Origin of the sequence: Sphingomonas phyllosphaerae (assembly GCF_036946485.1) — a bacterium.
GTDB classification, from domain to species: Bacteria; Pseudomonadota; Alphaproteobacteria; order Sphingomonadales; family Sphingomonadaceae; genus Sphingomonas; species Sphingomonas phyllosphaerae_E.
Window position 1 is genome coordinate 1,099,872 of the sequence record NZ_JAQIJA010000001.1, and the last position, 26,501, is coordinate 1,126,372.

The 26,501-nt window shown below is 66.5% G+C and carries 15 protein-coding genes; 4 read left to right on the plus strand and 11 right to left on the minus strand.

Annotated features, from left to right (window positions below; all coding sequences use genetic code 11):
- The first annotated feature begins 60 nt into the window (after positions 1-60).
- The 3 genes from PGN16_RS05335 (at position 61) to PGN16_RS05345 (ending at position 5,396) form a co-directional block, all read left to right on the plus strand.
- Positions 61-726, plus strand: a complete 666-nt coding sequence (locus PGN16_RS05335; protein WP_335308348.1) for a response regulator transcription factor — start codon at positions 61-63, stop codon at positions 724-726.
- A complete protein-coding gene (locus PGN16_RS05340; protein ID WP_335308349.1) occupies positions 698-2,098 on the plus strand; it encodes a sensor histidine kinase in 1,401 nt (466 codons plus the stop codon). The genes PGN16_RS05335 and PGN16_RS05340 overlap by 29 nt, the downstream gene beginning before the upstream one ends.
- A 277-nt stretch (positions 2,099-2,375) precedes the next feature.
- Positions 2,376-5,396, plus strand: a complete 3,021-nt coding sequence (locus PGN16_RS05345) for a TonB-dependent receptor domain-containing protein (RefSeq protein ID WP_335308350.1) — start codon at positions 2,376-2,378, stop codon at positions 5,394-5,396.
- Positions 5,397-5,490: 94 nt separating this feature from the next.
- On the opposite strand, the gene PGN16_RS05350 is transcribed toward PGN16_RS05345, so the two are convergent.
- The 8 genes from PGN16_RS05350 to PGN16_RS05385 all read right to left on the minus strand — a co-directional run bounded on the left by PGN16_RS05350 (position 5,491) and on the right by PGN16_RS05385 (position 21,289).
- Positions 5,491-6,138, minus strand: coding sequence for a cysteine hydrolase family protein (locus PGN16_RS05350; RefSeq protein WP_335308351.1), 648 nt, complete (start codon positions 6,136-6,138; stop codon positions 5,491-5,493).
- Positions 6,139-6,228: 90 nt separating this feature from the next.
- Positions 6,229-8,697 carry a sulfite reductase flavoprotein subunit alpha gene (locus tag PGN16_RS05355; protein ID WP_335308352.1) on the minus strand — a complete coding sequence of 823 codons (2,469 nt, stop codon included), beginning with the start codon at positions 8,695-8,697 and terminating at the stop codon, positions 6,229-6,231.
- An 86-nt stretch (positions 8,698-8,783) separates the two neighbouring features.
- A complete protein-coding gene (locus PGN16_RS05360) occupies positions 8,784-10,841 on the minus strand; it encodes a S9 family peptidase (RefSeq protein ID WP_335308353.1) in 2,058 nt (685 codons plus the stop codon).
- Positions 10,842-10,862: 21 nt separating this feature from the next.
- Positions 10,863-12,149, minus strand: coding sequence for a metal-dependent hydrolase family protein (locus tag PGN16_RS05365; protein WP_335308354.1), 1,287 nt, complete (start codon positions 12,147-12,149; stop codon positions 10,863-10,865).
- A gap of 94 nt (positions 12,150-12,243) precedes the next feature.
- On the minus strand, positions 12,244-14,055 hold the full coding sequence (locus PGN16_RS05370; RefSeq protein ID WP_335308355.1) for a DUF885 domain-containing protein: 1,812 nt from the start codon (positions 14,053-14,055) through the stop codon (positions 12,244-12,246).
- Positions 14,056-14,130: 75 nt separating this feature from the next.
- The gene (locus PGN16_RS05375; RefSeq protein WP_443019583.1) at positions 14,131-16,524 is read right to left on the minus strand and encodes a glycoside hydrolase family 3 N-terminal domain-containing protein; all 2,394 of its coding nucleotides are present in this window, start codon (positions 16,522-16,524) and stop codon (positions 14,131-14,133) included.
- Positions 16,525-16,660: 136 nt separating this feature from the next.
- On the minus strand, positions 16,661-18,256 hold the full coding sequence (locus PGN16_RS05380) for a sodium:solute symporter family transporter (RefSeq protein ID WP_335308356.1): 1,596 nt from the start codon (positions 18,254-18,256) through the stop codon (positions 16,661-16,663).
- Between the two features lie 141 nt (positions 18,257-18,397).
- Positions 18,398-21,289: a TonB-dependent receptor gene (locus tag PGN16_RS05385; protein WP_335308357.1), complete on the minus strand. Its 2,892-nt coding sequence runs from the start codon at positions 21,287-21,289 to the stop codon at positions 18,398-18,400.
- Between the two features lie 238 nt (positions 21,290-21,527).
- On the opposite strand from PGN16_RS05385, the gene PGN16_RS05390 reads away from it, so the two are divergent.
- Positions 21,528-22,217 carry a DUF2490 domain-containing protein gene (locus PGN16_RS05390; RefSeq protein WP_335308358.1) on the plus strand — a complete coding sequence of 230 codons (690 nt, stop codon included), beginning with the start codon at positions 21,528-21,530 and terminating at the stop codon, positions 22,215-22,217.
- A gap of 161 nt (positions 22,218-22,378) precedes the next feature.
- On the opposite strand, the gene PGN16_RS05395 is transcribed toward PGN16_RS05390, so the two are convergent.
- The 3 genes from PGN16_RS05395 to gyrA form a co-directional block, all read right to left on the minus strand.
- Positions 22,379-23,524, minus strand: coding sequence for an acyltransferase family protein (locus tag PGN16_RS05395; RefSeq protein WP_335308359.1), 1,146 nt, complete (start codon positions 23,522-23,524; stop codon positions 22,379-22,381).
- Positions 23,525-23,631: 107 nt separating this feature from the next.
- Positions 23,632-23,985: a DUF952 domain-containing protein gene (locus tag PGN16_RS05400; RefSeq protein WP_335308360.1), complete on the minus strand. Its 354-nt coding sequence runs from the start codon at positions 23,983-23,985 to the stop codon at positions 23,632-23,634.
- Positions 23,982-26,501, minus strand: a 2,520-nt coding sequence (gyrA, locus tag PGN16_RS05405; protein ID WP_335308361.1) for a DNA gyrase subunit A, incomplete at its 5' end; no start/stop codon positions are given. The genes PGN16_RS05400 and gyrA, both read right to left, overlap by 4 nt.

Sequence of the window (26,501 nt, forward strand, 5' to 3'; positions counted from 1 at the left end):
GCTGTGGAACATGGATTATGCGGGCAAGCTGTCATCCACCTTTCACGGTTCGGGCGTGACATGCGGATTTTGATCGTCGAGGACGATGCGGCGCTCGCGCGCGGGATCGTCGCGCTGTTGCGCGCCGCCGGCCATGCGGTCGATCATGTCGCGAATGGCGAGGACGCGCTGATGGTCGTCGCCGAGGAAAGCTATGCGCTGGTGGTGCTCGACGTCGGCCTGCCGGGGATCGACGGCTTTGCGGTGCTTCAGACGTTGCGGCGACAGGGCAATCGGGTGCCGGTGCTGATGCTGACCGCGCGTGACGCGCTCGACGATCGCGTGCGGGGGCTCGATCTCGGCGCGGATGACTATCTGCGCAAGCCTTTCGCGCCCGAGGAGCTGGAGGCCCGCATCCGCGCGCTCGGCCGGCGGCGTGGGGGGGATCCCACGCCGGAACTGGTGGTGGGAACGCTGGTGCTCGACCGGTCGCGCGGCGCCGCGCGCATCGGCGATCGGCCGCTCGACCTGCGTCGCCGCGAATGGGCGGTGCTCGATGCGCTGGCGACGCGCGCGGGCCAGATCGTCCCGCGCGAAACCTTGCAGTCGGAAGTGTTCGGCTATGACGAGCCGGTCGGCCCCAATGCGATCGAGGTGAACATCACCCGACTGCGCGGCAAGCTGGCGCCCGACGGCCCTGCGATCCGCACCGTGCGCGGTGTCGGCTATCTGCTCGATGGCGGATGATCCCGCGCGCGGTCGTGCGCCCGCGCTGCGCACACGCTTGCTCGCGGCGTTGCTCGCACCGCTGCTCGGCATCGCGGTGCTGCTCGGGCTGGCGGGCGCGACGCTGATCGCCGACACCGTGCGGCGTACCAACGATCGCGTGCTGGGCGGCGCACTGGGCGCGATCGCCGAAACGGTGCAGGTCGAGCGCGGCGAGGTGACGATGGACCTTTCGGCCGCCGCCTTCGGAATGCTGGAGAACAGCGAACGCGACAACGTCTATTACCGCATTGCGGTCGGCGATCGGTTGCTCACCGGCTATGCCGATCTGTCTGCGCCAAGGGCGACCGAACTGACGCTCGACACGCCGCGCTTCCGCTACGCGCGCTATCGCGATCAGGACATCCGGATCGCCGAGGTGCGCCGCGCCCTGCCGCGCATCGCCGCGCCGGTGATCGTGCAGGTGGCCGAAACGCTCGACGGCCGCCGCGCGCTGCGGAACCGGCTGCTGCTCGCGTTGCTGCTCGGGGAGGTCTCGCTGGTCGGCGTCGCGATGCTGCTGATTCGTCCGGCGCTGTCGTGGAGCCTGCGACCATTGTCGCGCCTCCGCGACGCGGTGGCCGCGCGGGACACGCGTGCGACCCCGGATCTGTCGCCGCTCGACGCCGGTCCCTTGCCCGATGAGCTGCGCCCCCTCGCCGATGCCTTCGACCATCTGCTCGCCCGCCTCGATACGGCGACCGCGGGGATGCGGCGCTTCACCGCCGACGCCTCGCACCAGATGCGTACCCCGCTCGCCGTACTGAAGGTGCAGGTGGCGCTGGCGCGGCGCGGCGACCCGGCGGCGCTCGGCGAGATCGCCGATGCCGCTGATCGGCTCGAACATCTCGTCAAGCAATTGCTGGCGCTCGCCCGCGCCGAGGAAGCCGGGGTCGCGCCGCCATCCGAACGCGTGGACCTGCGCGAGGTCGCGGTGGCGGTCATCAACCGGCGGATCGCGCAGGCGATCGAGGCATCGGTCGAATTGCATCTGGACGCGCCCGAGCCGGTCGCGATCGACAGTCATCGGACACTGATCTTCGAAATCCTCTCCAATCTGATCGACAACGGCATCCGTTACAATCGGCCCGGCGGTCAGGTGACGATCGCCTTGGCGCGTGACGGTGCGGGCGTATCGGTGATCGTCGCCGACGACGGACCGGGGTTGTCCGAAGCCGAGATCGCCAAAGCCGGACAGCGGTTCGCGCGTCTGTCCACCAGCCACGAAACCGAAGGCACTGGTCTGGGCCTCGCCATTGCCCGCTCCGGCGCGCAGCGCATCGGCGCAACGCTGTCGTTGCGCAACACGCACCCGGGACTACGCGTCGTCCTTCTCTTCGGCGCATCGACCTGACGCTTCTTCAAGGGGCTTGGGCCAGTTCCTTATCTTTGATGGCGCTATCATCAGATAAATGCCTGATAGTGCGATGATTTGAAACAAATTTTCATTGTTAAATCATCTTGGCGGTGACACACCTCAATCGCTGGCGCTGGGAGATAAGCCGCTGACGATCCACCGGAAAGGCGGACGCGGGCTGATTTCTCGACGCTTCAGGGAGCGTAGGGGAGTAGTACCAATGACGTTGAGGAATTTGCTGGCCAGCGGATGCTGCGTGGCCGCACTGATTGCCATGCCATCGCTGGCCGCGGCGCAGACGGAGGGAGCGCCGGTTCCGCCGATCGGCGATCCGGTCGCGTCGGCGAAACTGGCCGCCGACGTCGGGCGCGACACGACCACCAGCAGCAGCGACACCGCGCAGGATGTGGTCGTCACCGGCACGCGCATCGTGCGTCCCAACAACCGCTCGGCCGCGCCGATCGTGACCACCACCGCGTTCGACATCGCCGCGCAGGGCGCGACCACGATCGAGGAAGTGGTCAACCGCCTGCCGCAGGTGCAGGTCAATTCCGAGCAGAATTTCAGTGACTCAGAGGGCCGTCAGCGGATCAAGCTGCGGAGCCTCGGATATGAGCGCACGCTGATGCTGATCGACGGATTGCGCATCGGCCTTCCCAATACCGTCGACGTGGGCATCATCCCGAATGCGCTGGTCGAGCGGATCGACGTGCTGACCGGCGGCGCCTCGTCGGTTTATGGCTCCGACGCGGTGTCGGGTGTCGTGAACTTCATCCTGAAGAAGAATTTCGAAGGCATCCGCATCGATGCCAATTACAGCTTCTTCAATCACGACAACGGCCGCAATGCGGTGACCGACGCAGCGGCCCGCGCCGGCTTCAACTCGCCCAACGGGCTCACCAATGACGGTGCGCGCAGCGACATCAGTCTGGCGGCGGGCACCAATCTGTTCGACGGTCGCGTGAACTTCACCAGCTTCATCAACTATCGCCAGTCCAATCTGGTGAAGCTGGGCGACCGCTCGACCGCGACGTGCGAGGTGACGCAGTCGGCCAACAATGCGCCCTTGGGCTGCAACCGCGCGAGCTTCACGCCTGCCGGGACGATCATTCCGCAGAGTGGTCCGCGCGCAGGGCAGCAACTGGTCAACAATCCCAATGGCGATGGGACGTTCATCCCGATCAACAGCGGTCCGTCGGGCGCGTCGGCCAATCCCTACGACGATCACGCCTTCCAGCGTCCGTTCGAGCGCGTCAACGTCGGCGGCTTCCTGACCGCCGAGATCAGCAAGGACATCGAACTCTACGCCAACGCCTTGTTCTATCGGGACAAGTCGAACAACACGATCCTCAATCGCACCTACAACTTCGGCGCGTTCGGGTCCGACCCCTACCGGGTGAATTGCGACAATCCGTTCCTGTCGGCATCGCAGGCCAGCGATCTTTGCGGCGCGAATGCCGGCGTGGCAGGGCAATATGCGCCGATTGACGTCCGCTATCGCTTCGACGGTCTGCCGCTGGTCCAGCAGAAGTTCACCAACGAAGGGTATCGCATCGTCGCCGGGCTGCGCGGCAAGGGCCTGAACGATGTGTGGACCTATGACGTCGCCGCGATGATCTCGCGCGCGCGGCTGGACACGATCGACGTGCCGTTGGCGCCGTTCGCCAACGTCAATCGTTCGCTGGATGTGGTGAACGTCGGCGGCGTACCGACCTGCCGCTCGGTCGTGAACGGCACCGATCCGAATTGCGTGCCCTTCAACGCCTTCGTGCCGTTCAACAAGGATCAGGCGACCAACGATTACCTGTATGGTGCGGCGTCGGGCGGGATCAGCACGCGCATCCCGCGGCTATTGCAGTTCCTGGCGACCACCAGCGGCGATCTCGGAAAGTACGGCATCACCTCGCCGTTCGCGGAGCAGGGCGTCGCGGTCGCGCTCGGCGCGGAATATCGCGAGGAGATGGAGCGGACGATCGTCAACGAGATCTACATCGAGAACAACGGCGGCCAGAACCAGCGCGTCACGCAGAACATCTTCGAGGCCAATGCCGAAATCCAGGCGCCGCTGGTCGAGAACCAGTCATGGACGCGACTGCTGCAATTCAACGGCGGCTATCGCGTCTCGAAGTACAACCGCCTCGAGAACCGCTTCACCACCTGGAAGGTCGAAGGTCTGTGGTCGCCGATCGAGGACATCACCTTCCGCGCCTCGTACAACAAGGCGCAGGCGGCACCCGGCGTCGGTGCGGCGGCCGGGGCGGCGAACGTGTTCTGGAACCAGGGTTTCTACGCCGATCCGTGCGCCCCGCGCGTCAACTCCGCCAATCCGAACGGCCCGCGCCTCGCGCCCGCCTATTCGGCGGCGCAATGCGCCAACACCGGGCTGCCTGCCAACCTTTACGGCAGCACGACGCTGATCTGCCCCGACGATCGCTGCACGGTGCGCGAAGGCGGGTTCAACCTGACCCCCGAAACCGCCTACACCAAGACGTTCGGCGTGGTGCTGCGGCCGCGCTTCATCCCGGGGCTGGTGGTGTCGGTGGATCGCTGGCTGATCGATCTCGAGGATCAGTTGGTGTTCCTCCAGCCGCAGGACATCATCAACGAGTGTCTGACCACCGGGCTGGAATATTTCTGTCGCGGCATCGTTCGCAACCCGGGCACCGGTACGCTGTCCAGCTCGCCAGCGACCAGCCCGTCGACCGGCTGGGTCGCGCGCGGCTCGTCGAACGGCTATAAGGAGCAATCCTATGGCTGGGACTTCCAGGGCCAATATAACGTCGGCCTGGGTAACGTCGGTTCGCTCGACGTCAGCTTCAACGGCACGTTGATGACGCGCAACGGCGGACAGGCATCACCGGCCGCGATCCGCCGCAACTGCACCGGTTACTATGGCGCGGGTTGCGGCGAGAGCCTGCCGCGCTGGCAGCACCAGATGCGCGTGACGTGGTTCGCGCCGGAGCGCATCGCCAACGTCTCGGTCAACTGGCGTCATCGCGGTGCCATGCCGCTGACCTTCTACGCGCCCGCCGATACCGGCATTCCGGTGCAGGACGAAAGCCAGCGTCGCGATCAGTATCCGGGCATCGACGCGTACAACTGGATCGACGTCGCGCTCGGCTTCGACATCAGCAAGCGCATGACGTTCCGCATCGCCGCGAACAATCTGTTCGATCGCGACCCGCCGCTCGTCCCGGACAGCCGTGCCAAGATCGGCCTGCTGCGCGGGAATACGATCATGGGTTACGACCTACTCGGCCGGCAGATCGTGGCGGGCGTCTCGCTCAAGCTGTGATCCATGGATGCCGCCCGTCCCGGTCGAGGGACGGGCGGCATTTCGCTATTGGATCGGCCGTTCGGCACCCAGTCGCTCGACCAGCGCGATGCCGCTACGAGCCGGCGCTCCCGGCTTCGCTGTCACCGATGCGAGCCTCCGTCGCCTCATCGGCGTCTGCGCGCTCCAGCCAGGCGTCCAGCGACAATGCGTCGCTAGACGCGGTTTCCGCGCACATGCTGTGCCGCATCAACTCAAGCGCCCATTGCTGGTGTTCGCGCGCTTCGCTGGCGACCGTATCCTCGGGCACCCAGAGCGCATAGTCGCGCATATGCGCGTCGGCGGCGGTGAACAGGACGCAGATGTCGGCGGCGATCCCGGACAGGATCAGACGGCTGACGCCCAGTTGCGGCAGCAGCACGGGAAGATTGGTCGCGTAGAAGCCCGAAAATTGCGGCTTCACGATGAAATAATCCGTATCGCGAGGATGGAGGAGGTCGATCAGCGGCTTTCCACGACACGCTTCCGCGCGGCAATGATCGATGATCGCCGAGCGTTCGGACAGCCAATGCCCGAAATTATCGTTGACGTAGATGACCGGCACGTCCGCCGCATCGGCCGCATCGCGCAACCGACGGATGCGCTCCGCCGCGGCGATCGCCGGGGGGGCAAGCGCTTCCCCGCCGTCGAACGCCAGATCGTTGATCATGTCGATGATCAGCAACGCCGAGGCGCCGGGCGAGGGGGTCTTTGCGTCAGCCATGGCGCGGCTCCTTTTCCTAAGGCCCTGCGCGGGTGTCATGATCCCTGTTGCGAGCACTGTCGTTGATCCACATGAGCGAGAGGCCGTGGATCAATAGATGTCGCGACGGTAGCGCCCTTCCTCCAGCATCGCCTCCAGGGCGTTCTCGCCAACGATCGCGGCGAGGGCGGCATGGACGCCCGGTGCCATCCCGGCGATGCTGCCGCAGACGTAGATCGCCGCCCCCGCGCGGATCGCGGCGGCGAGCCGCGCGGCCGCTTGCGTCACCGCATCCTGCACGTAGCGAGGCCCTCCTTCGTCGCGTGACCAGGCGCAAAACGTCTCCGTCAGCGTGCCACGCGCGGCAAGGGCCGCCCGCACGTCGGCATGGAAATCGTCATGCGCGGCGTTGCGCTCTCCAAAGAACAGCCACGCCGGTGCGCCGCCATCGACGGCGCGCTGGCGCAGGTGCGCGAGCAAACCGGCCAGGCCAGTGCCGTTGCCGATCAGGATCAGCGGCGTCGCGGGATCGGCGGGGGCATGGAAGGCGGGGTTCCGGCGGATGCGGGCGCGCACGACGCCGTTCAGCGCCGCGCCGCGCGTCAGCCAGCCGGAGCCGAGCCCGGCAAAGCCGTCCGCCGCCTGACAGGCGCGCACGATCAGTTCGACCCGTCCGTCCTCCGGGATCGATGCGATCGAATATTCACGGTGCGGCAACGGCTTCAGCAGATCGGGATCGAAGGCGTCGCCGGGATCGGACGGCAGCAGCCGCGTCATCAACGTCGCGCGACTCTCTAGCGTGTCAGCCAGACCGTTGGCGAGGATGAACGCCTCGACGCGCGCCGGGTCCTGCTCCGGCAACAGCTCCAGAATGTCGCCCGCCTGCCAGGTGGCTGGCCCCGTGAGCGGTTCCAGCGCGACATGCCATGCCGCCGCGCCGACGCTACCGGGATTGAGCAGGCGGCGTTCGCTCAGCCGCCACTCGGTCATCGGTGCGGGTGCCCAGTCCGGCTCGTCGGTTCGTGCGCCCAGCCCGGTAAGCTGCTGCTGCCACTGGCGCTGCGCGTCGGCATCCTCGCCATCCGCCTCGATCAGGTCGAACAGTCGCACCGCACCGGCGTCGTGCAGCCAGTGGTCGACCCGGTGGCCGAACGCGCAGAAGTCCCGATATTCTCGGTCCCCCAATGCCAGCACGGCATAGGACAGATGCGACAGGTCGCCCGGTGCCGCGGCCATCGTCCGCGCAAACGCCCGAGCCGAGTCGGGCGGCTCGCCCTCGCCATAGGTGCTGGCGACGACGAACACGCGCTCGGCGCGTGCCAGGGCAGCGCGGTCCAGCGCGGCGATCGGCAGCGCGGCGGCGTTCGGCAAGGCCTGTGCAGTCAGTCGCGCGATCCGCTCCGCCGAGCCGGTCTGGCTGGCATAGGCGACCAATGTCGTCGCGGCGTCGGGCGTCGCCGCGGGGGCAGCGGCGGCGACCTCCGCCAGCGCGCGCTTGCGACGTCGGCGCGCGAAATACAGCAGGAACCCCGTCACCGTGAAGAGCGGCATCGTCAGGCTGGCCAGCATGATCGCGACCCGCCCAAGGATGCCGAAATAGGCACCTCTATGAATTTCGTAGACGCTGGCGACGATGTCCTCGCCCAACGCCCGATCGGCGTAGCGGGAGTCGGAGAGCACCTTGCCGCTGGTGCTGTCGATCGTCAGCTCGTCAGAGACGCGATCGTGGCGCGCCCCGGGCAATTTGCCACGGAATTGAACCGCCGTGCCGTTGCGACTGGTGGCGGTTACGCTCTCGTACGGCTGGCCGGCGGTGACGCGCGCAAAGGCCTGCCATGCGCGCGGCAGGTCCGCGTCCGCGCCTTTGCCGGGACGACCGCGCCCTTCGTGTGGGCGCTCGACCGACAGCAGGTGCTGCACGCCGCTGCGATACCAGTCATAGGACCACCAAAGCCCGGTGCCCGCGCTGACGAGGTAGAAGACGAGCACCCAACCGCCGATCACCGCATGAAGCGCGCGGTACAGGTTGCGCCCGGTCATCCGCAGATCGAGGACGAACCAGTTGCGCCAGTCGAGCGGCCGTCGCGGCCAGCGCAGATACAGGCCGGACAGTGCGAAATAGATGAGCGACAGCGCCGCGAAGCCGGTGATCTGTCGCCCGATGCCATTGCCTGCGCCGGGCAGCGCGAGCCAGCGATGCAAATCCTCGACGACGCCATAGAAACCTTCGCCGCGCGGCTCGCCAAGCAGCCTGCCGGTCGCGGGGTCGAGGAAGCTGCGGCGGCGCGCCTTCGATTCCTTCACCGAATAGGTGATGGCCGCCGCCCGACCGGGATCGCGTTCGACGATCACGCGAATGATCTTCGCGGCGGGACGCTGCGCGGAAAATCGCTCGATCAACGCCGGCGCGGGAAGGGGGGCGCCGGGTGAGGGGGAGACGGTGACCACGCCGGGATTGAGCGCGGCCAGGATCTCCGGCTCGAAGCTCATCAGGGCGCCCGTCACGCCCATCACCGCCAGCACCAGCCCGGCGGTGATCCCTAGGAACCAGTGAATTTGAAACAGAACCGAACGCGTCATGAACCAGCACTTCCCCCGCTAGTGCGAATAAGTCGCGTTAACGGGGTCGGTGGGCTTGGTCAATGATGGAGCGGAGCTTCGTGGACTCAGGGCTGGGCGGTACCCCCGCCGGTACGATAGCGGTCGAACCAAGCGATGATCGCCGACGCTTTCGCCGCCGACTGCGACGGACGCGACGTGAACCCACCATGGCTCGCCCCCGGCACCTTCACCAGCGCGGTCGGCACGCCGCGAATCTGGAGCGCGGCATAATATTGCTCGGACTCGCTCACCGGCGTGCGATAATCCTCGCTGCCCACCACCACCAGGGTCGGCGTCTTCACATTGCCGACCAGGCTGAGCGGAGAGCGATTCCAATAGCTCATCGGATCTTCCCACGGCAGCTTGCTGAACCAGTAGCGTGAGGTGAACAGCGTCGCATCCATGGTCAGCGCCTCGCTGGTCCAGTTGATGACCGGCTTCTGGGTCGCCGCCGCCTTGAACCGGTTGGTCTTGCCGACGATCCAGGCGGTCAGCACCCCGCCGCCCGATCCGCCGGTGACGAACAGATTGTCGGGATCGGCGGTGCCGTCCGCGATCGCGGCATCGACCGCGGCGATCAGGTCGTCATAGTCGGCCGACGGATAGTTCTTGTCGATCAGGTTCGCGAACTCGGCGCCGTAGGAGGTCGAGCCGCGCGGGTTCGTCCACAGCACCGCGTAACCCGCGGCGGCATAGAGCTGCACGTCGGATGCGAAGCTCGGGCCATAAGCGCTGTTCGGCCCGCCATGGATTTCGAGGATCAGCGGCACGCGTGCGCCGGGCGTCCGGCCGGCCGGGGTGGCGAGCCAGGCGTCGATCGCGCGGCCATCGGGCGCGGTGACCGCGATCTTGCGCACGCTCGCCAGTATCTTCGAGGAGGTCAGCACGTCGTTGAGATGGGTCAGCCGTCGCGACTTTCCGCCGCTCCATACCCACACGTCGGCAGGCGCGCTGGCGTCGCCGCCGGTATAGGCGATCGTCCCGGCCTTGGAGACCGAGAAGTCGCCACCGGTATAGGGCCGATCGATCCCGCCGCCTTCGACATTGTCGATCAGCGACTGGACACGCCCGTCGAGCCCGATCCGTGCGATCCGCCGCTGTCCGCGATCGTCGTAGCTCGCATACAGGCTGCGGCCATCCGCCGCCCAGGTCGCTTCCTCGATGCCACGATCGAGCGATGCGGTCAGCGAACGCGGCGCACCGGCATCGCGATCGCCGACGTACAATTGGGTATTCTCATAGCTGCGTCGCTTATCATCGAAGCCGAGCCATGCGATGCGGGTGCCGTCCGGCGAGACGCGCGGCTGCGCATCCGGCCCGTCACGCGTCGTCAGCGTCCGCATGGCGGCGGTGGCGACATTCACCGCGAACACATCCGAATTCAAGATCTGCCGCTCGGCGTCCGGTCCGCGGATCGCGGTGAACACGATCTCGCGTCCGTCCGGGGTCCATGACAGCGGCCCCCCGTCGTCGAACCCACCGAACGTAAGCTGCCGCGCCGCCCCGCCGTCGGCGGCGACGACGAACAGATGGTCGCGACCTGGCTTCACGTAACCGCCGCCATCGTTGCGATAGTTGATCCGGTCGATGACGGTCAGCGGCTCGGCCCATTTCGCGCCCTCCGGCTTGGCCGGCGCCTTGCCCAGCGTCGTCGGCTCGCCCGCGATCGTGGCGATGTAGGCGAGCCGCGTGCCGTCCGGCGACCAGGCGAGCGCCTGCGGATCGCCGGGGAAGCCCGTCACGCGCGCGCTCGCGCCGGTCGCGATCCAGCGGACGAACAGCTGCGATCCGTTGCCGTCACCCGCCACATAAGCGACGCGGGTGCCGTCGGGCGACCAGCGCGGGCTCGATCCCTGCGTCGCGAACGGCGATTGCCGCCCGCTCGCGACGTCGATCAGCCACAACGACGATTGCATTCGGTCGGTCATGATGTCGGCGCTGCGCCGGACATAGACGATGGTGCGTCCGTCCGGGCTGATCTGCGGATCGGCGGCGATCGACAGGCCGAACAGATCCTCCCCCGTGAAACGCCGGGTCGGCGCGTCGGCGGGGGCGGCATTGGGCTGTTGCTGTGCCGCGGCCGGGGCGGCGGCGAGCAGGGCGAGGGCGAGTGTCAGGCGCAAGGAGACGTTCCTTCAGAAAGATCAGCCAGCGGTGGCGGGGAGCTTCACGACGGTGCCGCGATGCATGACGAAGTCGACATGCTCCAGGCGCGTGACGTCGTCGAGCGGCGAGCCGCGCACGGCGATGATGTCGGCGGTCTTGCCCGGCGCGAGCGTCCCGATGTCGTCGCGCCCCAGCAGGTCGGCGGCACCCGTCGTGGCGGCGGCGATGGCCTGCGCCGGGGTGAGGCCGTTCCTGACGAGCAACGCGAATTCGTTGGCATTGTCGCCATGCTTCGACACGCCGGTGTCGGTGCCGAACGCCACCTTGACGCCCGCCGCATAGGCGCGCCGGTGGTTGGCGGCCATCGCCGCCGCGGCCTGCTCGGCCTTGGCGATCGTCGCGGGCGGCAACGCCCCGCCGCGCGCCTGCGCCAGTGCCGCGACCGGCGCGATCTCGGTCGGGACCAGATACGCGCCCTTGGCCTTGAACAGCCGGATCGTGTCGTCGTCGAGGAAGGTGCCATGCTCGATCGAGTCGACCCCGGCCTCCAGGGCGGCCTTCGTCCCCTCGGCGGCGTGGCTGTGCGCGGCGACCTTGCGGCCCAGCGCGTGCGCGGTGTCGATGATCGCGCGCATTTCCTCCAGCGTCATCGCCCGTCCCAGTCCGCCGCTGACGTTCGACAGCACCCCGCCGGTCGCGGCGAATTTGATGACCTTCGCGCCCATCCCGACCTGCGCGCGCACCGCGCGGCGGCAGTCGTCGGGGCCGTCGCACAGGTTGATCTCATGCGCGTGGACCGCCTCCGCGAACTCTTCGCCGAGCCCGTTGCCGGCATCGCCGTGCCCGCCGGTCACCGAGATCATCTCGCCCGCGTTGGTGATGCTCGGCCCCTCGACCGTCCCGGCGTCGATCGCGTCACGCAGCGCGCGGATGCCGCGCGGATCGCCGCCGAGATCGCGCACCGAGGTGAACCCCGCCGCCAGCGTCGCGCGCGCGTTGGCGACGGCGGTCATCTCGTCATCGAAGCGGTCGCGCGTCAGCGCCTCCAGCCGCGCGCGCATCGGGTCGCCGCCGATCCCCCATAGATGGACGTGCATGTCGACCATCCCCGGCATCACGAATGCGTCGCGCAGGTCGACGAGCTTCGCCCCCTGTTCGGGCGCCACGAAGCCCTCGCGCAGTTCCGCCACCTTGCCGTCGCGAACGACGATCGTGGTGCGCCCGCGCGGCGCTTGTCCCGGCCGGTCGAGCAACGCCCCCGCCTGGATGTAGGTCACCGCGCCCGGTGCCGGAGCTTGCGCGACCGCGGGCATCGCCGTCGTCATCGCAAGAGCTGCGAGTAAAGCCTTGACCACCCCTGAACTCCCCTTTTGCCGGCATCGTTGCCGAGCCGGCGAGCGAAGGCAAGCGGGCGTGTGCTCAGGCCGAGCGCTGACCGATATAGCGCCCGACGTTATCGGCCAGCACGGTCAACGGCACGTTCCCGCCATCGACCACCGCCTGATCGAAGTCGCGCAGGTCGTAGCGGGCGCCGAGCGCCTTTTGCGCCCGCACGCGTTGCGCGACGATCTCGGCGCGCCCGACCTCATAGCCGCACGCCTGACCCGGCCACGCGCAATAGCGATCGACCTCGCTCTCGGCATTGCTGCGCGGCAGCCCGGTCGCGGCGATGAACTCGGCCAGCGCCTTGTCACGCGACCAGCCGATCGCATGGATGCCGGTGTCGACGATCAGCCGCACCGCGCGCCACGCCAGCCCCATCAGATAGCCGAGCCGCCCGGCCGGATCGCCGTCGTACATCCCCAGCTCGTCGGCGAGTTGCTCGGCATAGAGCGCCCAGCCTTCCGAATAGGCGTTGAAGGCGAGGATCGAGCGGATCAGCGGCAGCCGCTGCGCATATTCGCCCTGCCAGACATGGCCGGGAATACCCTCGTGATAGACGAGATCGGGGATCGTCACGCGATTGTGGATCGAGGGATCGCCGAGGTTGATCCACACCTTGCCCGGCTCGCGACCGTCGATCGTGCCGGGGCCGCCATAGGCTGCGGGCGCGCCCGGCTCCTGCGCCAGCGGCATCCGGCGGATTTCGAGGTTGCCGCGCGCCAGCCGCCGGAACGCCTGCGGCAATCTCGGGCGGATCGCGTCGATGCGGCCCTGCATGTAAGCGACGATCTGACGCCGCCCTTCGTCGCCGTCGGGAAAGCCGATGCCCGGACGCTGCTGATAGGCGATCGTCCGCTCGGCGACGCTGCCCTGCGTCAGCCCTTCCTTGCGCAGGATCACGTCCATCTGCGCCTGAAGGTCGGCCAGCCGCGCGCGTCCCATCGCATGCAGGTCCGCCGCGCTCCTGCGCGTCGTGGTGCCCGCACGCAGGCCCCAGGCGTACCATTGTTCGCCGTGCGGGCGCGCGTTCAACCCCGGCGCTGCGGTCGCCACCGCCCGCTGCGCGCGGATCTCGGTCAGTTGCCGCTCCAGCGCCGGGACGATCGCGCCGCGCACGATCGCGGCGGCGCGGGTCGTCCAGTCGCCCGGCACCGCCTTGCCCTTGCGCGCCAGCGGACCGATCAGCGGCCCGTCCTCGTTCGCCGCCTCGGCAAGGGTCCGCGTCATCCCTGCGATCGTCTTGTCGAGCAGGAACGACGGCGGCACGACCCCCAGCGCGCGCGTATGGCGGATGCGCAGCGTCTCGCCGTCGAGCTGCGCCGGCATCGCCGCGAGCCGCGCGAGATAGGCGTCGGCATCGGCCTTGTCGCGCACCGGCTGGTCGCCGTCGAGCATCTGCGGCACGTCCAGCCACGCGCCGACATTCTGCACGACACCATAGGGCGTGTTGCGCCAGTCGCCGATCGTCGCCACGCCGTACGGCAGCGCCATGCCGTCGAGCGCGGTGCGGAATGCGCTCTCGACCACCGCGAGGCTGGTCGCGGTCGACGGGTCGAGCCCGGCGCGCGGCAGCGTCGCAAGTTCGGCGAGCGCGCCACTCAGGAAGCGCTGGCGCGCAGCGACGCCGGCCGGGGAGCGATCTTCCAGCCGCCGCCGCAAGCCGGCATGGGCGCCTTCGTCGACGCCCAGTGTCGTCGCGCGCTCTGGCTGGAGTTCGAGCAACTGCCACGCGACGCGATCAAGGAACGCCTGCGCGCGCTCGCCGGGCGGTGTCGCCCCGGCGGCGGTGGCAGCGGTGACGGCGGTCAGGCCGAGCAGGGTGTCGCGACGCGAAACGAGATGGTTCATGCGCCCGTGATGACCGGCACCGGGGGGAACGTCAAACGCCTGTGGGCGGGGAAGCGACCCCGCCCTCCACCCGCATCATGCCGCCGGACAGGTCGCCCCGGCCGGATCGGTCGCGAGCCGCACGTCCGACACCGACAGTGCGAATGGCGCATCGGCATCGATCGCCATCGGGGTCGATACCTTATCGACCGCCGCGCCGCGATCGCGGAAGCATTTCAGCGGCACGCGCAGCACTTGCCACCCGCTCTTCCCGAGCAGCGGCGCCACGTCGACGCGCCCGCCGCCCAGCGCCAGCCCGACCGCGCCCTTCGCTGGCGTGTCGACGCGATAGGTGATCTGCAGGTTCAGGTCGGCGTTGGTCTCGCGCACCAGCGACAGGTCCGGCCCGGCGATCTTCGCCGCGCCCTTGCCCTTCCAGGTCAGCCGCACCGCGCCTTCCTGTGCGGTCGCGCTGTCGACCGCGGCGCGCGTGACGGCCGGGTCGAGGTCGAGCCGGAACGGGGCGGGGACCTTCCCGCGCGCGAAGAACAGGCTGGTATTGGCGAGGCTGGCATCGACGCCCGCGACCTCGCTGAGCGCGGCGACCTTGCCGGGCTTGGCGTAGCTCAGGCCATAGCCGAACGGGAACAACGGGTCGTAACCGGGCGCACCACGGTTGAGCGTGAATTGCCCGGCGGTCTTGGGCCAGCTGAACGACAGCGTACCCGTGAAGTCGCGCTTCCCGCCGATCAGCACGTCGGCGACGCCTTCGCCCTCGGAGCCGGGAAACCACGCGGCGACGAACGCATCCGACTGGTTCAGCTCCGGGTTCACCCACAAGGGCCGGCCGGAGAGGAACACCGACACGGTCGGAATGCCCGCTGCCTTCAGCGTCTTTAGCAGCGCCAACGCCTGCTTGTCGCCGGCCTCGAACTCCAGCGTGCGGACATCGCCGCGCATCTCGGCATAGGGTTGCTCGCCGAATACGACGATCGCGACATCGGGCTTGGTCGTGAACCGACCATCGGCCGACAGCGTCGCGCTGCCGCCGCCGGCCTTGGCCGCCGCGGCAATTCCGGCGAAGATCGACGTCGCACCGGGGAAGTCGGCATTGCTGTTGCCGTCACCCTGCCACGACAAGGTCCAGCCCCCCGACTGCCGGCCGATGTCATCGGCCGCGTCACCCGCGACGAGGATATTGGCGCTGGCCTTGATCGGCAGAACGCCGCTGTTCTTGAGCAGCACGAGGCTTTTCGCCACCGCCTCGCGCGCGATCGCACGGTGCGCCGCCGACCCGAGCTGCTGCGGCTGCGCCTCATAGGGGCGGGCCGGGTCGAACAGCCCCAGCTTCATCTTGACCCGCAGGATCCGCCGCACCGCATCGTCGATCCGCGCCATCGGGATCTTGCCGGCGCGCGCGGCGGCGAGCGTCGTGTCGAACAGGCCCTTCCAGCTATCGGGCGCCATCGCCATGTCGAGCCCGGCGTTGAACGTCGCCGGACAATCGCTGTTGGTGCAGCCGGGGATCTGCCCGTGGCCATTCCAGTCGCCGACGACGAACCCCTCGAAGCCCATCCGGCCCTTGAGCACGTCGGTCAGCAGCGAGCGGTTGCCGTGCATCTTCTGCCCGTTCCAGCTCGAAAAGCTCGACATCACCGTCATCGCGCCCGCCTTGATCGCGGGCGGGTAACCGGCGGCATGGATGCGGATCAGCGTGTCTTCGTCGACCTGCGTGTCGCCCTGGTCGACGCCGTCCTTGGTCCCGCCGTCGCCGAGGAAGTGCTTGACGCTCGCGGCGACATGCCCGTGCTGGATGCCGCGGTCGGCGCCGACGCCCTGCAATCCCTCAACCATCGCTCCGGCATAGGAGGCGACCACCGCCGGGTCCTCCGAATAGCCCTCGTAGCTGCGCCCCCAGCGATCGTCCTGCGGCACTGCCACTGTTGGGCCGAACGCCCAGTCGATCCCGGCCGCCGCCGTTTCGGCGGCGGTGGCCGCGCCGATCTGGCGGATCAGCGCCGGGTCGCGCATCGCGCCCAACGCGATATTGTGCGGGAAGAGCGTCGCGCCGACGACATTGTTGTTGCCGTGTACCGCATCGACCCCGAACATCAGCGGAATTGCGACGTGTCCGGCGCGTTGTTCCATCGCCACCGCGTTGAACGCGCGCGATGTCGCCACCCACGGCGCGGCCGGCGAGCGATCGGGGCTGCCGAGCGGTGCCGAACTGCCGCCGGCAAGGATCGAGCCGAGCGGATATTTGCGCAGATCCTCGGGCTTGATCGCGCCGATATCGGCCTGGATCATCTGGCCGATCTTCTCTTCCAGCGAGAGTCGGGCGAGCAGGGCGGCGACCTTCGCCTCGGTCGCCGGATCGACCAGCCCGGTACTCTTCGCGACCGGCCAGCGGTCGGGATGGGCAACCTGCGCCGCGGCCCCGCCCGCCGCGACCGTCATCAATGCCACCGCAAGATAGCTCACGCCCCGCATCGTCATCCCCGCCTGCCTTCTATCATCGTTCTGACTCGGCAGTGCTGATAACGCTATCTCCCGTAGCTTGCCAATGCCGATCGATGCGAACGGGTAAGGGGACGCCCGATCATGTTGATAGCGCTAACCCGACCGATCACCACCATGTCGCATAGAGGGCGATCAGGATGAGCACGATCCCGAGGCTCGCGACGTTGAAGCCGGTCGTGGTGCGGAAATCAGTGCCCTGTACGGTGACGCGGTTGGCGTCCGCGTTCGACTTCACCAGCAGCGACAGCACCACCGCCAGCGCGAGGCTCAGCAGGAACACCAGGCTCATGCGGTTGAGGAACGGCAGGTCGGGCAAAGCGGCGCGCAGCACGTAGGACAACACCACCGACGCCACCGCCGCGCCGATCGCCCCCGCCTCGTTCGCACGCTTCCAGAACAGGCCGAGCAGGAAGATGACCGTGATCCCCGGCGTGAAGAAGCCGGAGAATTCCTGGATGAACTGGAACGCCTGGTCCGACTGTCCGATCAACGGTCGCGCGGTCAGCATCGCGATGACGATCGAAACGCACGCCGCGATGCGCCCGACCAGCACCAGCCGCCGCTCCTGTGCCGGGTCGGCGCGGTCGTCTTCGGCGGCGTTCTTCCGGCTGAACTGCTTGGCATAGAGGTCGAGTGTGAAGATCGTGGCGATCGCGTTGATCTTCGACGCCGTCGACGCAATGATCGCCGCGATCAATGCCGCGAACACCAGACCCAGCAATCCGGGCGGCAGCAGCCGCAGCATTGCCGGATAGGCCTGGTCGGGCTTGGCGAGGTCGGGGGCCAGCACCACCGCAGCTATGCCGGGCAGGACGATGACCAGCGGCATGAGCAGCTTCAGGAAGGCGGCGAACACAATCCCCTTCTGCGCTTCCGGCAGACTCTTTGCGGCCAATGCGCGCTGGATGATGTACTGGTTGAACCCCCAATAGCTCAAATTCGCGATCCACATGCCACCGATGAGCACCGCAAGGCCCGGCAGCTCCTTATAATGCGGATTATCTGGCGACAGGATCATGTCGAAATGGTCCGGCACACGCCGCGTCAGCTCCGAAAAGCCGCCGATGATGCCTTCGTCGCCTCCGATCGCCTGCAACGTCAGCGCCGAGACGAGCAACCCGCCGAATACCAGCAGCGTGACTTGCACGATGTCGGTCAACGCCACCGCCTTCAGCCCACCACGTAGCTGATAAAGCACGGCAAAGGCGCCGAGCCCGATCAGTGCCACGTCCTGGTTGATCCCGGCGACCTGCGTCACCGCGATCGAACCCAGCCAGATGATCGACGTCAAATTTACGAAGATATACAGCGCCAACCAGAACACGGCCATGATCGTGCGGATCGACGTGCCATACCGCTGCTCGAGGAATTGCGGCATCGTATAGATGCGGTTGTGGAGGAAGATCGGCAGGAAGAACTTGCCGACAATCAACAATGTAGCGCCGGCCATCCACTCATAGGAGGCGATCGCCAGCCCGATCGCATAGCCCGATCCCGCCATGCCGACGATCTGCTCGGCCGAAATATTCGCCGCGATCAGCGACGCACCGACCGCCCACCACGGCAGCGCCTTGGAGGCGAGGAAATAGTCCGACGTGTCCTTGCTCTCGCCAGCCTTGTCGCGACTAACCCACTGCGCGAGCACGAAGATACCGATCGCGTAGCCAATTACCACGACCAGATCGATCGTCTGCAACGTCATCCTGTTTTCTCCCCGCGGTCGCCAGCGATCCTCGTCGCGGCGCAGCGTGTACGGGGCGGACGTTCGCTGTCAACTTGGTCGGTGCCGCGCGAACGAAGCACGGAGCCGCGCCCGTCGGCGCAGCCCCGCTTTATGTCCGTGTCAGAACTTGGCACGCACGCCGAAATTGTACCGCGCGCCGGTTTCCTGCTGGAGCAGATAGCGTTCCTTGATCGCCGACCACTCGTCAATATACTCGTTCGTCACATTCACACCTTGCACATAGACCTGGAAATTGGGCGTGAGATCGTACGACACGTTGAAGTCGAGCTGGCCATAGGCGCTGCGATTGCGTGGACGCGACTGGCTGTCGCGACAATTGCGTAGATAATCCGATCGCCAGTTGTACGAGACGCGTGCCGACAGGCCGTATTTCTCGTAGAATACGCTACCGTTCGCCGAATGCGGTGAAAGACCGTTGTAGCCGCACGAAAAGTCCGCGAGCGTCTGATCACGTTCGGCGCTGCTTGCGACATAGGTGTAATTGCCGGTCACGCCGAAGCCGCCAACGAAGCCGCCAAGTGCATCGAACGAATATTGGCCGCCAACCTCGATGCCCTTGATCGTTCCGCTCTGGCCGTTGCGGGTGCGGGTATCCTGGTAGATCCGGCCGAAGCGCTCGACCGGCAACGTCTGCAGTTCAAGGAAGTCGGACAAATCCTTATAGAAGCCACCCACACTGATATAGCTGACGCGCGAAATGTACCACTCCAGCGCCAGATCGTAATTGGTCGAGCGGAAGGGTAGCAGATTGGGGTTGCCGCCCGACGACAGAGGAACCGCAATACGCCCGCCGAAGTCGTTATTGACGCCGAGGTCGGTCAGCGTCGGGCGCGTCATCGTCTGCGAGAAGGCGGCGCGCGCGATCAGCTTCTCGGTCAGGTTATATTTGATGTTGGCGGAGGGCAGCGCGTTTACATAACTGCTTCGCACCGAGATCGCGGTGGCGGGGCCATAGGTATATTGCAGCGTGTCGTCACCGGGCGTGTTGTTGATGCCGGTGACCGGCGTGTCGAAGCCCGAGGAGAGCACCTGGGTACGGATCACGCGCACGCCGGCGTTGCCGCTCCAGCGGTCGCCGCCGAAATTCATGTTGATATAGCCGGCGGTCAAACGCTCCTGCACGTTGACGGTGCCGCGCAATTGTTCACGGACACCAAAGGGGCCGCCCTCCAGCGCTTGTACCTGCGCGGCAAAGGCCGCCTGCTGCGCGGGCGTCCGTCCGTTCGAGGGGATGTTCAGCGTCGCGGGATCGTTCAGATAGGCGAGGAACGCCTGCGGATCGACCTCGAACAGCGATGGCGGGATGTTCTGGCCACCCCCGAGCAGGTCGCCCCATTCGTATGGCTTCAGCAAACCCTGCGCAATCGGCACCTGATATCCGCAATAGGTACAGTTCGAGTCGCTGTTGTTGAAGGAGCGGTTAATCTTGCGTCGCTCCGTATAGGAACCGCCAAGCGTCACATTGCGCAGGATCGAACCGTCTACGGTCCATTTGCTGTCGAAGTGGTATTCCGATCCACGATCACGCGTGCGATTGGCATCGATGCCCATGTAATGCAGTCGCATCAGGTCGGGATTGTTGATGACGTTATTGTCATAGGAGATCGACGGAATGCCCTTTCCGCCATCAAGCGAGAACTCATAACTATACGGCAGCAACGCACCGTAAACCAGATAGGCATTGGGCGAGCGGCGGTTCGCGCCGGTAGTCGAGGCATCGAAACTCAGCTCGACATTCTCGGCTGGGCTCCACTTGATATTGGCGCCGATCTGGTAACTGTCCGACTTGCGATTGGTCGTGTTATAGACGTGATCGACCTTCGCATTGACGCCATTGTTCGTGAGGCCCGGATTGGCCGCCAGAAATTGCGGGTTCTGCGCGATGAAGTCGCGGCCCAGCATCGTCAGACTGGTGGCGGTGTTCGAGCCGTCGAAGGTCGGTTCGAAATAGGGCGCCGCCATGAAGTTATCGAGCCGGCGCGTCACGCCGGAAACGTTGAAGCGGGAATAAATGCCGTCGACGGTGACCTCGAGCGTGTCGGTCGGCCGAAATTGCAGCGCACCGGACACGTTGATCCGCTCGCGTTCCTCTTGTGCACGCTGGTAATAGACGCTTTGCGGCAGGTTGGCGTTGCCGGTCACCGGATAGCGCGGGTCGGAGCCGGTGATCAGCGTCGGCACGCCCCCGATCGTTTGCACGATATCGGGGCGGCCATTGATCCAGCCGTCGATCGCGATCGTATCGGCCTGGTTCTTGCGCTTCGTGTACGAACCCGCAAGCAAGATCCCGAACGTCTTGTCGGGGTTCGTCCAGGAGGCGGTCGCCGCAAGATCGGGCGAAACCTTCTCGCGCAACCTGTCGTAGATGCCGCCGATCTGCGCCGCCGCGTGGAACCCGCTGCGCCCTTCCAGCGGTCGGGCGGTGACGATGTTGACCGTGGCGCCGATCCCGCCTTCCTGCAGCGATGGCACCGGCGACTTAAAGACGTCGGTACGCTGGATCATGTTCGAGGACAGGACGTCGAACGAGAACTCGCGACCCGCATTGTCGGTCGCCATCACACGGCCATTGACGAGCACGGTGTTGAACTCCGGCCCAAGCCCGCGCACGGTGATGAACTGCCCTTCGCCACCCGATCGATCGATCGCAACGCCGGTGATCCGCTGGAGCGATTCCGCGATGTTCGCGTCAGGGAATTTACCGACGTCGACGGCCGAAATCGAGTCGACGATCTGATTGGCGTCGCGCTTTGTCTGCGCCGACGAGCTCAGGCTGGCGCGGATGCCGGTGACGACGATGTCGTCGGCGGCGCCAGCCTCCGGCGGCGGTGCCGCCTGATCGGCTGCGGGCGGGGCAGACGCTTGTCCAGGTAGCGCAAGCGCGCCGGGGCCTTGCGGATCTGCTGGGGCGGCAGGCGCGGTCTGCGCCAGCGCCAACGACGACATCGAACAGCTGGCGCCCAAGGCGGCCAGCATCCACCACGACCTCATGTTCCTCTCCCGACTTATGTCTTCATTCTATCGCGCGAGGAGACGACGCGTTGTCCCTGTTCGCCTTCCTCGCGCCGACGAAGCGGAGCGGCGGATCTTTATAGCAGCAATATTTTTGCGGTAAGCGACAGATTTTATACGATGAATGAAGCCGCGCTACTGAGTTGGCGCCCACAGTGGATGGTGCCCGGCCGCACCATCGCTATATGCGGCCGAAAGGGACCTTCAGGGGGTGTTCGTGTCCGTACTGCGCTATGCCGCATTGCTCTTCGGTGCGGTGATCTTCGCAAGACCGGCTGCGGCACAGGTCGAGGATGAACAATTCTGGGAGCAGGTCAACGTCAACGTACCGTTGACGCCCGAGGTACGCGTGACGCTCGAACAGATCGGGCGCTGGGGCGACCGTGCCGACGGGATCAGCCAGACCGAATATGGCGGGTTGCTCGGTTGGAAAGCCAGCAAGGCGATCGAATTGGGGTTCGGCTATCGCCGCGTCGGGTTGTTCAGCGCGTCCGGACCGTCCGTTCACGAGAACCGCCTGCGTCAGCAAATGATTCTGTCACAAGGGAACCTCGTCGCACGCTTTCGCGTGGACGAGCGCTTCAACCCCGGTGGGGATGAGATCGGCTTTCGTATCCGCCCGCTCGTTCGGCGAAACTTCCCGCTACGCAGCGGAAGGTTCGCGTTTTTCGCATCGCACGAAAGCTTCTTCCTGCCCAATTCCACCAGTTGGGGACAGCGCGCGGGATATGAGCGGATGCGCAACATGCTCGGCATCACGTTGCCGCTGGTCGCCCGCAAGGCGATGCTCGACATCGGCTACCTGAACCAGTTTCGGTTCGCGCGCGCCGGCGCGCGCCCGCAGATGGAACACGCCCTCAGCCTGCAACTGACGATCAACGCCATCGGCCCGATTCTCCACGATTGAGGGACGCGCTCGCGCACACTCAGCGATGTCGCGATACTTCGGCGAGGGTTTCAGATGCGAGCGCTTAGAGGACGCTTCAGCACGTCACCCGGCCGAGTCTTTCCCGACGCTTCCCGACAGAAGCCAACATCCGACGCGCCGGTAATTGGCGGAAGCGCTCGTCAGCGAGTTCGACGCAACAGCCGCGACGCCAGCCACGCGCGGGCCGGTGCGTCGTAGAAGCGCAAGCTCACGTAAGCGATCGTCACGGCGGTAAACAGCAGCGCTACGCCGACGAGCGTGCCCTCCGCCGCGCCGGGGCGCGCATCGGTGACCCAGGCGGTATAGATATAGATGAGGGGGAAGTGCGTGATGTAGAGCGGAAAGGACAGATCGCCGAAGAAGCGGGCGACACGCACCGATGCTCCGTCGACCGTCTTCTGACCCGCGCCCAGCGCGACGATCAGCGGGAACACGAGGATCACGCAACCCGCTTCGTAGATTCCGTTCAGCCAGAGGTGATCGGGCCCGCCGAAGCGCGGCAGGCTGAGGGCCGCGACGAGGAGCAGGCTGCCGATCGCGAAGGCATGACGGATCCTGATCCGCGCGCCGAGCCGCTTCATCAGCACCCCTGCGAAGAAAGGGAAAATGACCCGGCTGAGCCCGATCCTGATCCCGTTGAAGTCGAGCGCCCAGCCGCCGATCAGATCGCCACGTGGCCCGAAGACGGCAAGGTGCAGCAACGCAAGCGCCGCCGCGGCGACCAGCGTTGCCATGGCGCGGTTCGACAGCCGACGCAGCCCGATCGCGTAGAGGATGTTGGCGACATATTCGTAGAACAGCGACCATTGCGGTCCGTTGAGCGGATAGATTTCGTCCCAGCCGCGCAGATCGGCGCTTTTCGGCAGCGGGATCATGGTGAAGCCGAGGAGCATCACCGCGATGACATAGCCCGCGGAATTGCCTTCGATCTTCGGGAACGCCGACGAGGTTTGGAAGGCGAACAGCAGGGCGCCAAAAACGCCGCCGAGCACGACCATCGGATGAAGGCGGACGATCCTTCGACGGATGAAATCGCCGACGCTCATATCGCCCCAACGATCGTCATATGCATAGGCGATCACGAAGCCTGACAGCAGGAAGAAGAAATCGACCGCGAGGTAGCCGTGGTTGACGATCTGACGCTGTGGATCGCCGAACGAAAATGGCTCGAAGAGGTGGAAGATCACTACCATCAGCGCCGCTACGCCGCGCAGGCCGTCCAGAATGACATAGTGGTTCTTGCCCGGTCCGATCGCATCGGTCGACGTGGCGGCATCGCTCTTCATTGGATCCACGATGCAGAGCGGCAGGCATCGGCGCAACGGTTAGGAGGTAGTAAAACGGCCGCGCGAGCTATTGCCCAGGGTGGAGGCGCTCTATGCCTCTGCGGTGTTCATCCCGAGGTGGGAAGCATCACGGTGCCGTCATCCCGACGGTGGAGCGGGCCATAGGCGACGATCGTCTCCAGCAACATCTCACCATAGAGATGCGGGAAGAGTTGGCCGCCGCGCGACTCCTCCCACTTCACCTTGTCGCCATGCGCGGCGAGGTCGACGGCGGCGATGTGGAGGTCGTCCTGCCCGGCGAAATGCTTGTCGATCGTCCCGGCGAGCTGATCGGCGGTCGACAAATGGATGTAGCCGTCCGCCACGTCGATCGGCGCGCCGCCGAACCGCCCGTCCTGCTCCAGCGTCGTCATCTGTTCGGCGGTCAGGACCTTGTAGGCGGTCAGCGGCGTGTCGGTCATTCACCATCCTCCGGGCCGGCGGCGGCATCGTCGCCGACCGTCGCATCATCCACCGGCGCAACCGCCGTGTCGCCGGCCAGTTCCTCGGCGACCAGCGCCTCGGCGGCATCCTCGGGCTCGGGCTCCTCGTCGATCCGCGCGGCGGAGACGACATGCTCATCCTTGGCGACGTTGAAAAGCCGCACGCCCGCCGAGCCACGGCCGATGACGCGCAGCGAGCCGAGCGGCATGCGGATCATCTTCGCCTGATCGGTGACCAGCATCAGCTGCTCGGCCTTGGTCGAGGGGAAGCTGGCGACGACGGGTCCGTTGCGCGCGATATTGTCGATATTGGTGATGCCCTGCCCACCGCGGCCGGTGCGGCGATATTCATAGGCCGAGCTGATCTTGCCATAGCCGTTGGCGCAGACCGTGAGCACGAACTGTTCGCGTGCGCGCAGCTCCTCGAAGCGGTCGAGCGGCATCGTCAGCTCGCCCTCGCGTTCCTTCCACGGGGCGTTGCGGAGATATTCGTCGCGCTCCTCCTGGTCGCGGACCCCGACGCGGTGCAGCACCGACAGCGAGATCACCTGATCGTCGCCCTTGAGCGCGATGCCGCGCACGCCGGTCGAGTTGCGGCTCTGGAACTCGCGCACCTCGTCGGCGGCGAAGCGGATCGCCTTGCCGGCGCGGGTGGCGAGCAGCACATCGTCGCCCTCGTCGAGCAACGCCACGCCGATCAGCCGGTCGTCGGCGTCATCGCCCTCGAATTTCATCGCGATCTTGCCGTTCGACGGCACGTTGGTGAACGCGTCCATCGAGTTGCGGCGCACCGAGCCCTTGGCGGTCGCGAACATGACGTGGAGCTTGCCCCATTCCGCCTCGTCCTCAGGCAGCGGCAGCACGGTCGAGATCGTCTCGCCCTGTTCGAGCGGGAGCAGGTTGATCATCGGGCGACCGCGCGTCGCCGGGCCGCCCTCGGGCAGGCGCCAGACCTTCATGCGGTACACGCGGCCGAGCGTCGAGAAGAACAGCACCGGCGTGTGCGTCGAGGTGACGAACAGCTTGGTGACGACATCCTCGTCCTTGGTCGCCATGCCCGCGCGGCCCTTGCCGCCGCGCGCCTGCGCACGGAAGGCGTCGAGCGGGGTGCGCTTGATGTAGCCGGCCATGGTGACGGTTACCACCATGTCCTCGCGCTCGATCAGGTCCTCGTCGTCGATCCCGTCGGCGGCGGCGGCGATCTCGGTGCGGCGCGGCGTCGCGAACTGCTCGCGCACGTCGCGGAATTCCTCGCGCATCACCTCGTAGAGCTTCACGCGGTCGGAGAGGATCGCCAGCAGCTCGGCGATCGAATCGGCGAGCGCCTTGAGCTCGTCGCCGATCTCGTCGCGGCCCAAAGCGGTGAGGCGGTGGAGGCGCAGGTCGAGGATCGCGCGGACCTGCACTTCGGACAGGCGATAGGTGTCGCCCGCAACATCGGTCTCGAGCGCCTCGACCAGCCGCAGGTACGGCGCGATCTCGGCGATCGGCCATTCGCGCGAGAGCAGCTTGGCGCGCGCCTCGGCTGGGCTCGACGACCCGCGGATGATCCGCACCACTTCGTCGAGGTTGGTGACCGCGATGACGAGACCGAGCAAGATATGCGCGCGTTCGCGGGCCTTGTTCAGCTCGAACTTGGCGCGGCGGGTGATGACCTGTTCGCGGAACTGCACGAACGCGCTGATAATGTCGCGCAGGTTGAGCAGCTCGGGGCGGCCGCCGCGGATCGCGAGCATGTTCGCGGGGAACGAGCCTTGCGCGGGCGTGTGGCGCCACAGCTGATTGAGCACCACCTCGGGGGTCGCGTCGCGCTTGAGGTCGATGACGATCCGGACGCCTTCGCGGTTCGATTCGTCGCGAATGTCGCTGACGCCCTCGATACGCTTGTCCTTGGCGGCCTCGGCGATCTTCTCGACCAGCGCGTTCTTGCCCTGCTGGAACGGGATTTCGGTGAGCACGATCGACGTGCGGTCGCCACGCCCGGTCTCGATCTTGTGGCGGCTGCGCACGATCACCGAGCCGCGCCCGGTTTCATAGGCGGAGCGCGCACCGGCGCGGCCGAGGATGATCGCGCCGGTCGGGAAGTCCGGACCGGGGACGATTTCCATCAGCTCTTCGGTGGTGATCGCGCCATTGTCGATATAGGCGAGGCAGGCGTCGACGACTTCGCCGAGATTGTGCGGCGGGATGTTGGTCGCCATGCCGACCGCGATGCCGCCCGCGCCGTTAACGAGCAGATTGGGGAAGCGCGCCGGCAAGACCTGCGGCTCGCGCTCCGACCCGTCGTAATTGGGCTGGAAGTCGACCGTGTCCTTGTCGAGGTCGTCCATCAGGTAATTGGCGGACTTCGCCAGCCGGGCCTCGGTATAGCGCATCGCCGCGGCGGGGTCGGGGTCCATCGAGCCGAAATTGCCCTGGCCGTCGATCAGCGGCACGCGCATCGACCAGTCCTGCGTCATGCGGACCAGGGCTTCGTAGATCGAACTGTCGCCGTG

Coding starts and splice junctions, on each gene's coding strand:
- PGN16_RS05335 (WP_335308348.1), top strand. CDS start 61: ATGCGGATTTTGATCGTCGAGGACGATGCGGCGCTCGCGCGCGGGATC.
- PGN16_RS05345 (WP_335308350.1), top strand. CDS start 2,376: ATGCCATCGCTGGCCGCGGCGCAGACGGAGGGAGCGCCGGTTCCGCCG.
- PGN16_RS05350 (WP_335308351.1), bottom strand. CDS start 6,138: ATGGCTGACGCAAAGACCCCCTCGCCCGGCGCCTCGGCGTTGCTGATC.
- PGN16_RS05355 (WP_335308352.1), bottom strand. CDS start 8,697: ATGACGCGTTCGGTTCTGTTTCAAATTCACTGGTTCCTAGGGATCACC.
- PGN16_RS05365 (WP_335308354.1), bottom strand. CDS start 12,149: ATGACGACGGCGATGCCCGCGGTCGCGCAAGCTCCGGCACCGGGCGCG.
- PGN16_RS05370 (WP_335308355.1), bottom strand. CDS start 14,055: ATGAACCATCTCGTTTCGCGTCGCGACACCCTGCTCGGCCTGACCGCC.
- PGN16_RS05375 (WP_443019583.1), bottom strand. CDS start 16,524: ATGCGGGGCGTGAGCTATCTTGCGGTGGCATTGATGACGGTCGCGGCG.
- PGN16_RS05380 (WP_335308356.1), bottom strand. CDS start 18,256: ATGACGTTGCAGACGATCGATCTGGTCGTGGTAATTGGCTACGCGATC.
- PGN16_RS05385 (WP_335308357.1), bottom strand. CDS start 21,289: ATGAGGTCGTGGTGGATGCTGGCCGCCTTGGGCGCCAGCTGTTCGATG.
- PGN16_RS05395 (WP_335308359.1), bottom strand. CDS start 23,524: ATGAAGAGCGATGCCGCCACGTCGACCGATGCGATCGGACCGGGCAAG.
- PGN16_RS05400 (WP_335308360.1), bottom strand. CDS start 23,985: ATGACCGACACGCCGCTGACCGCCTACAAGGTCCTGACCGCCGAACAG.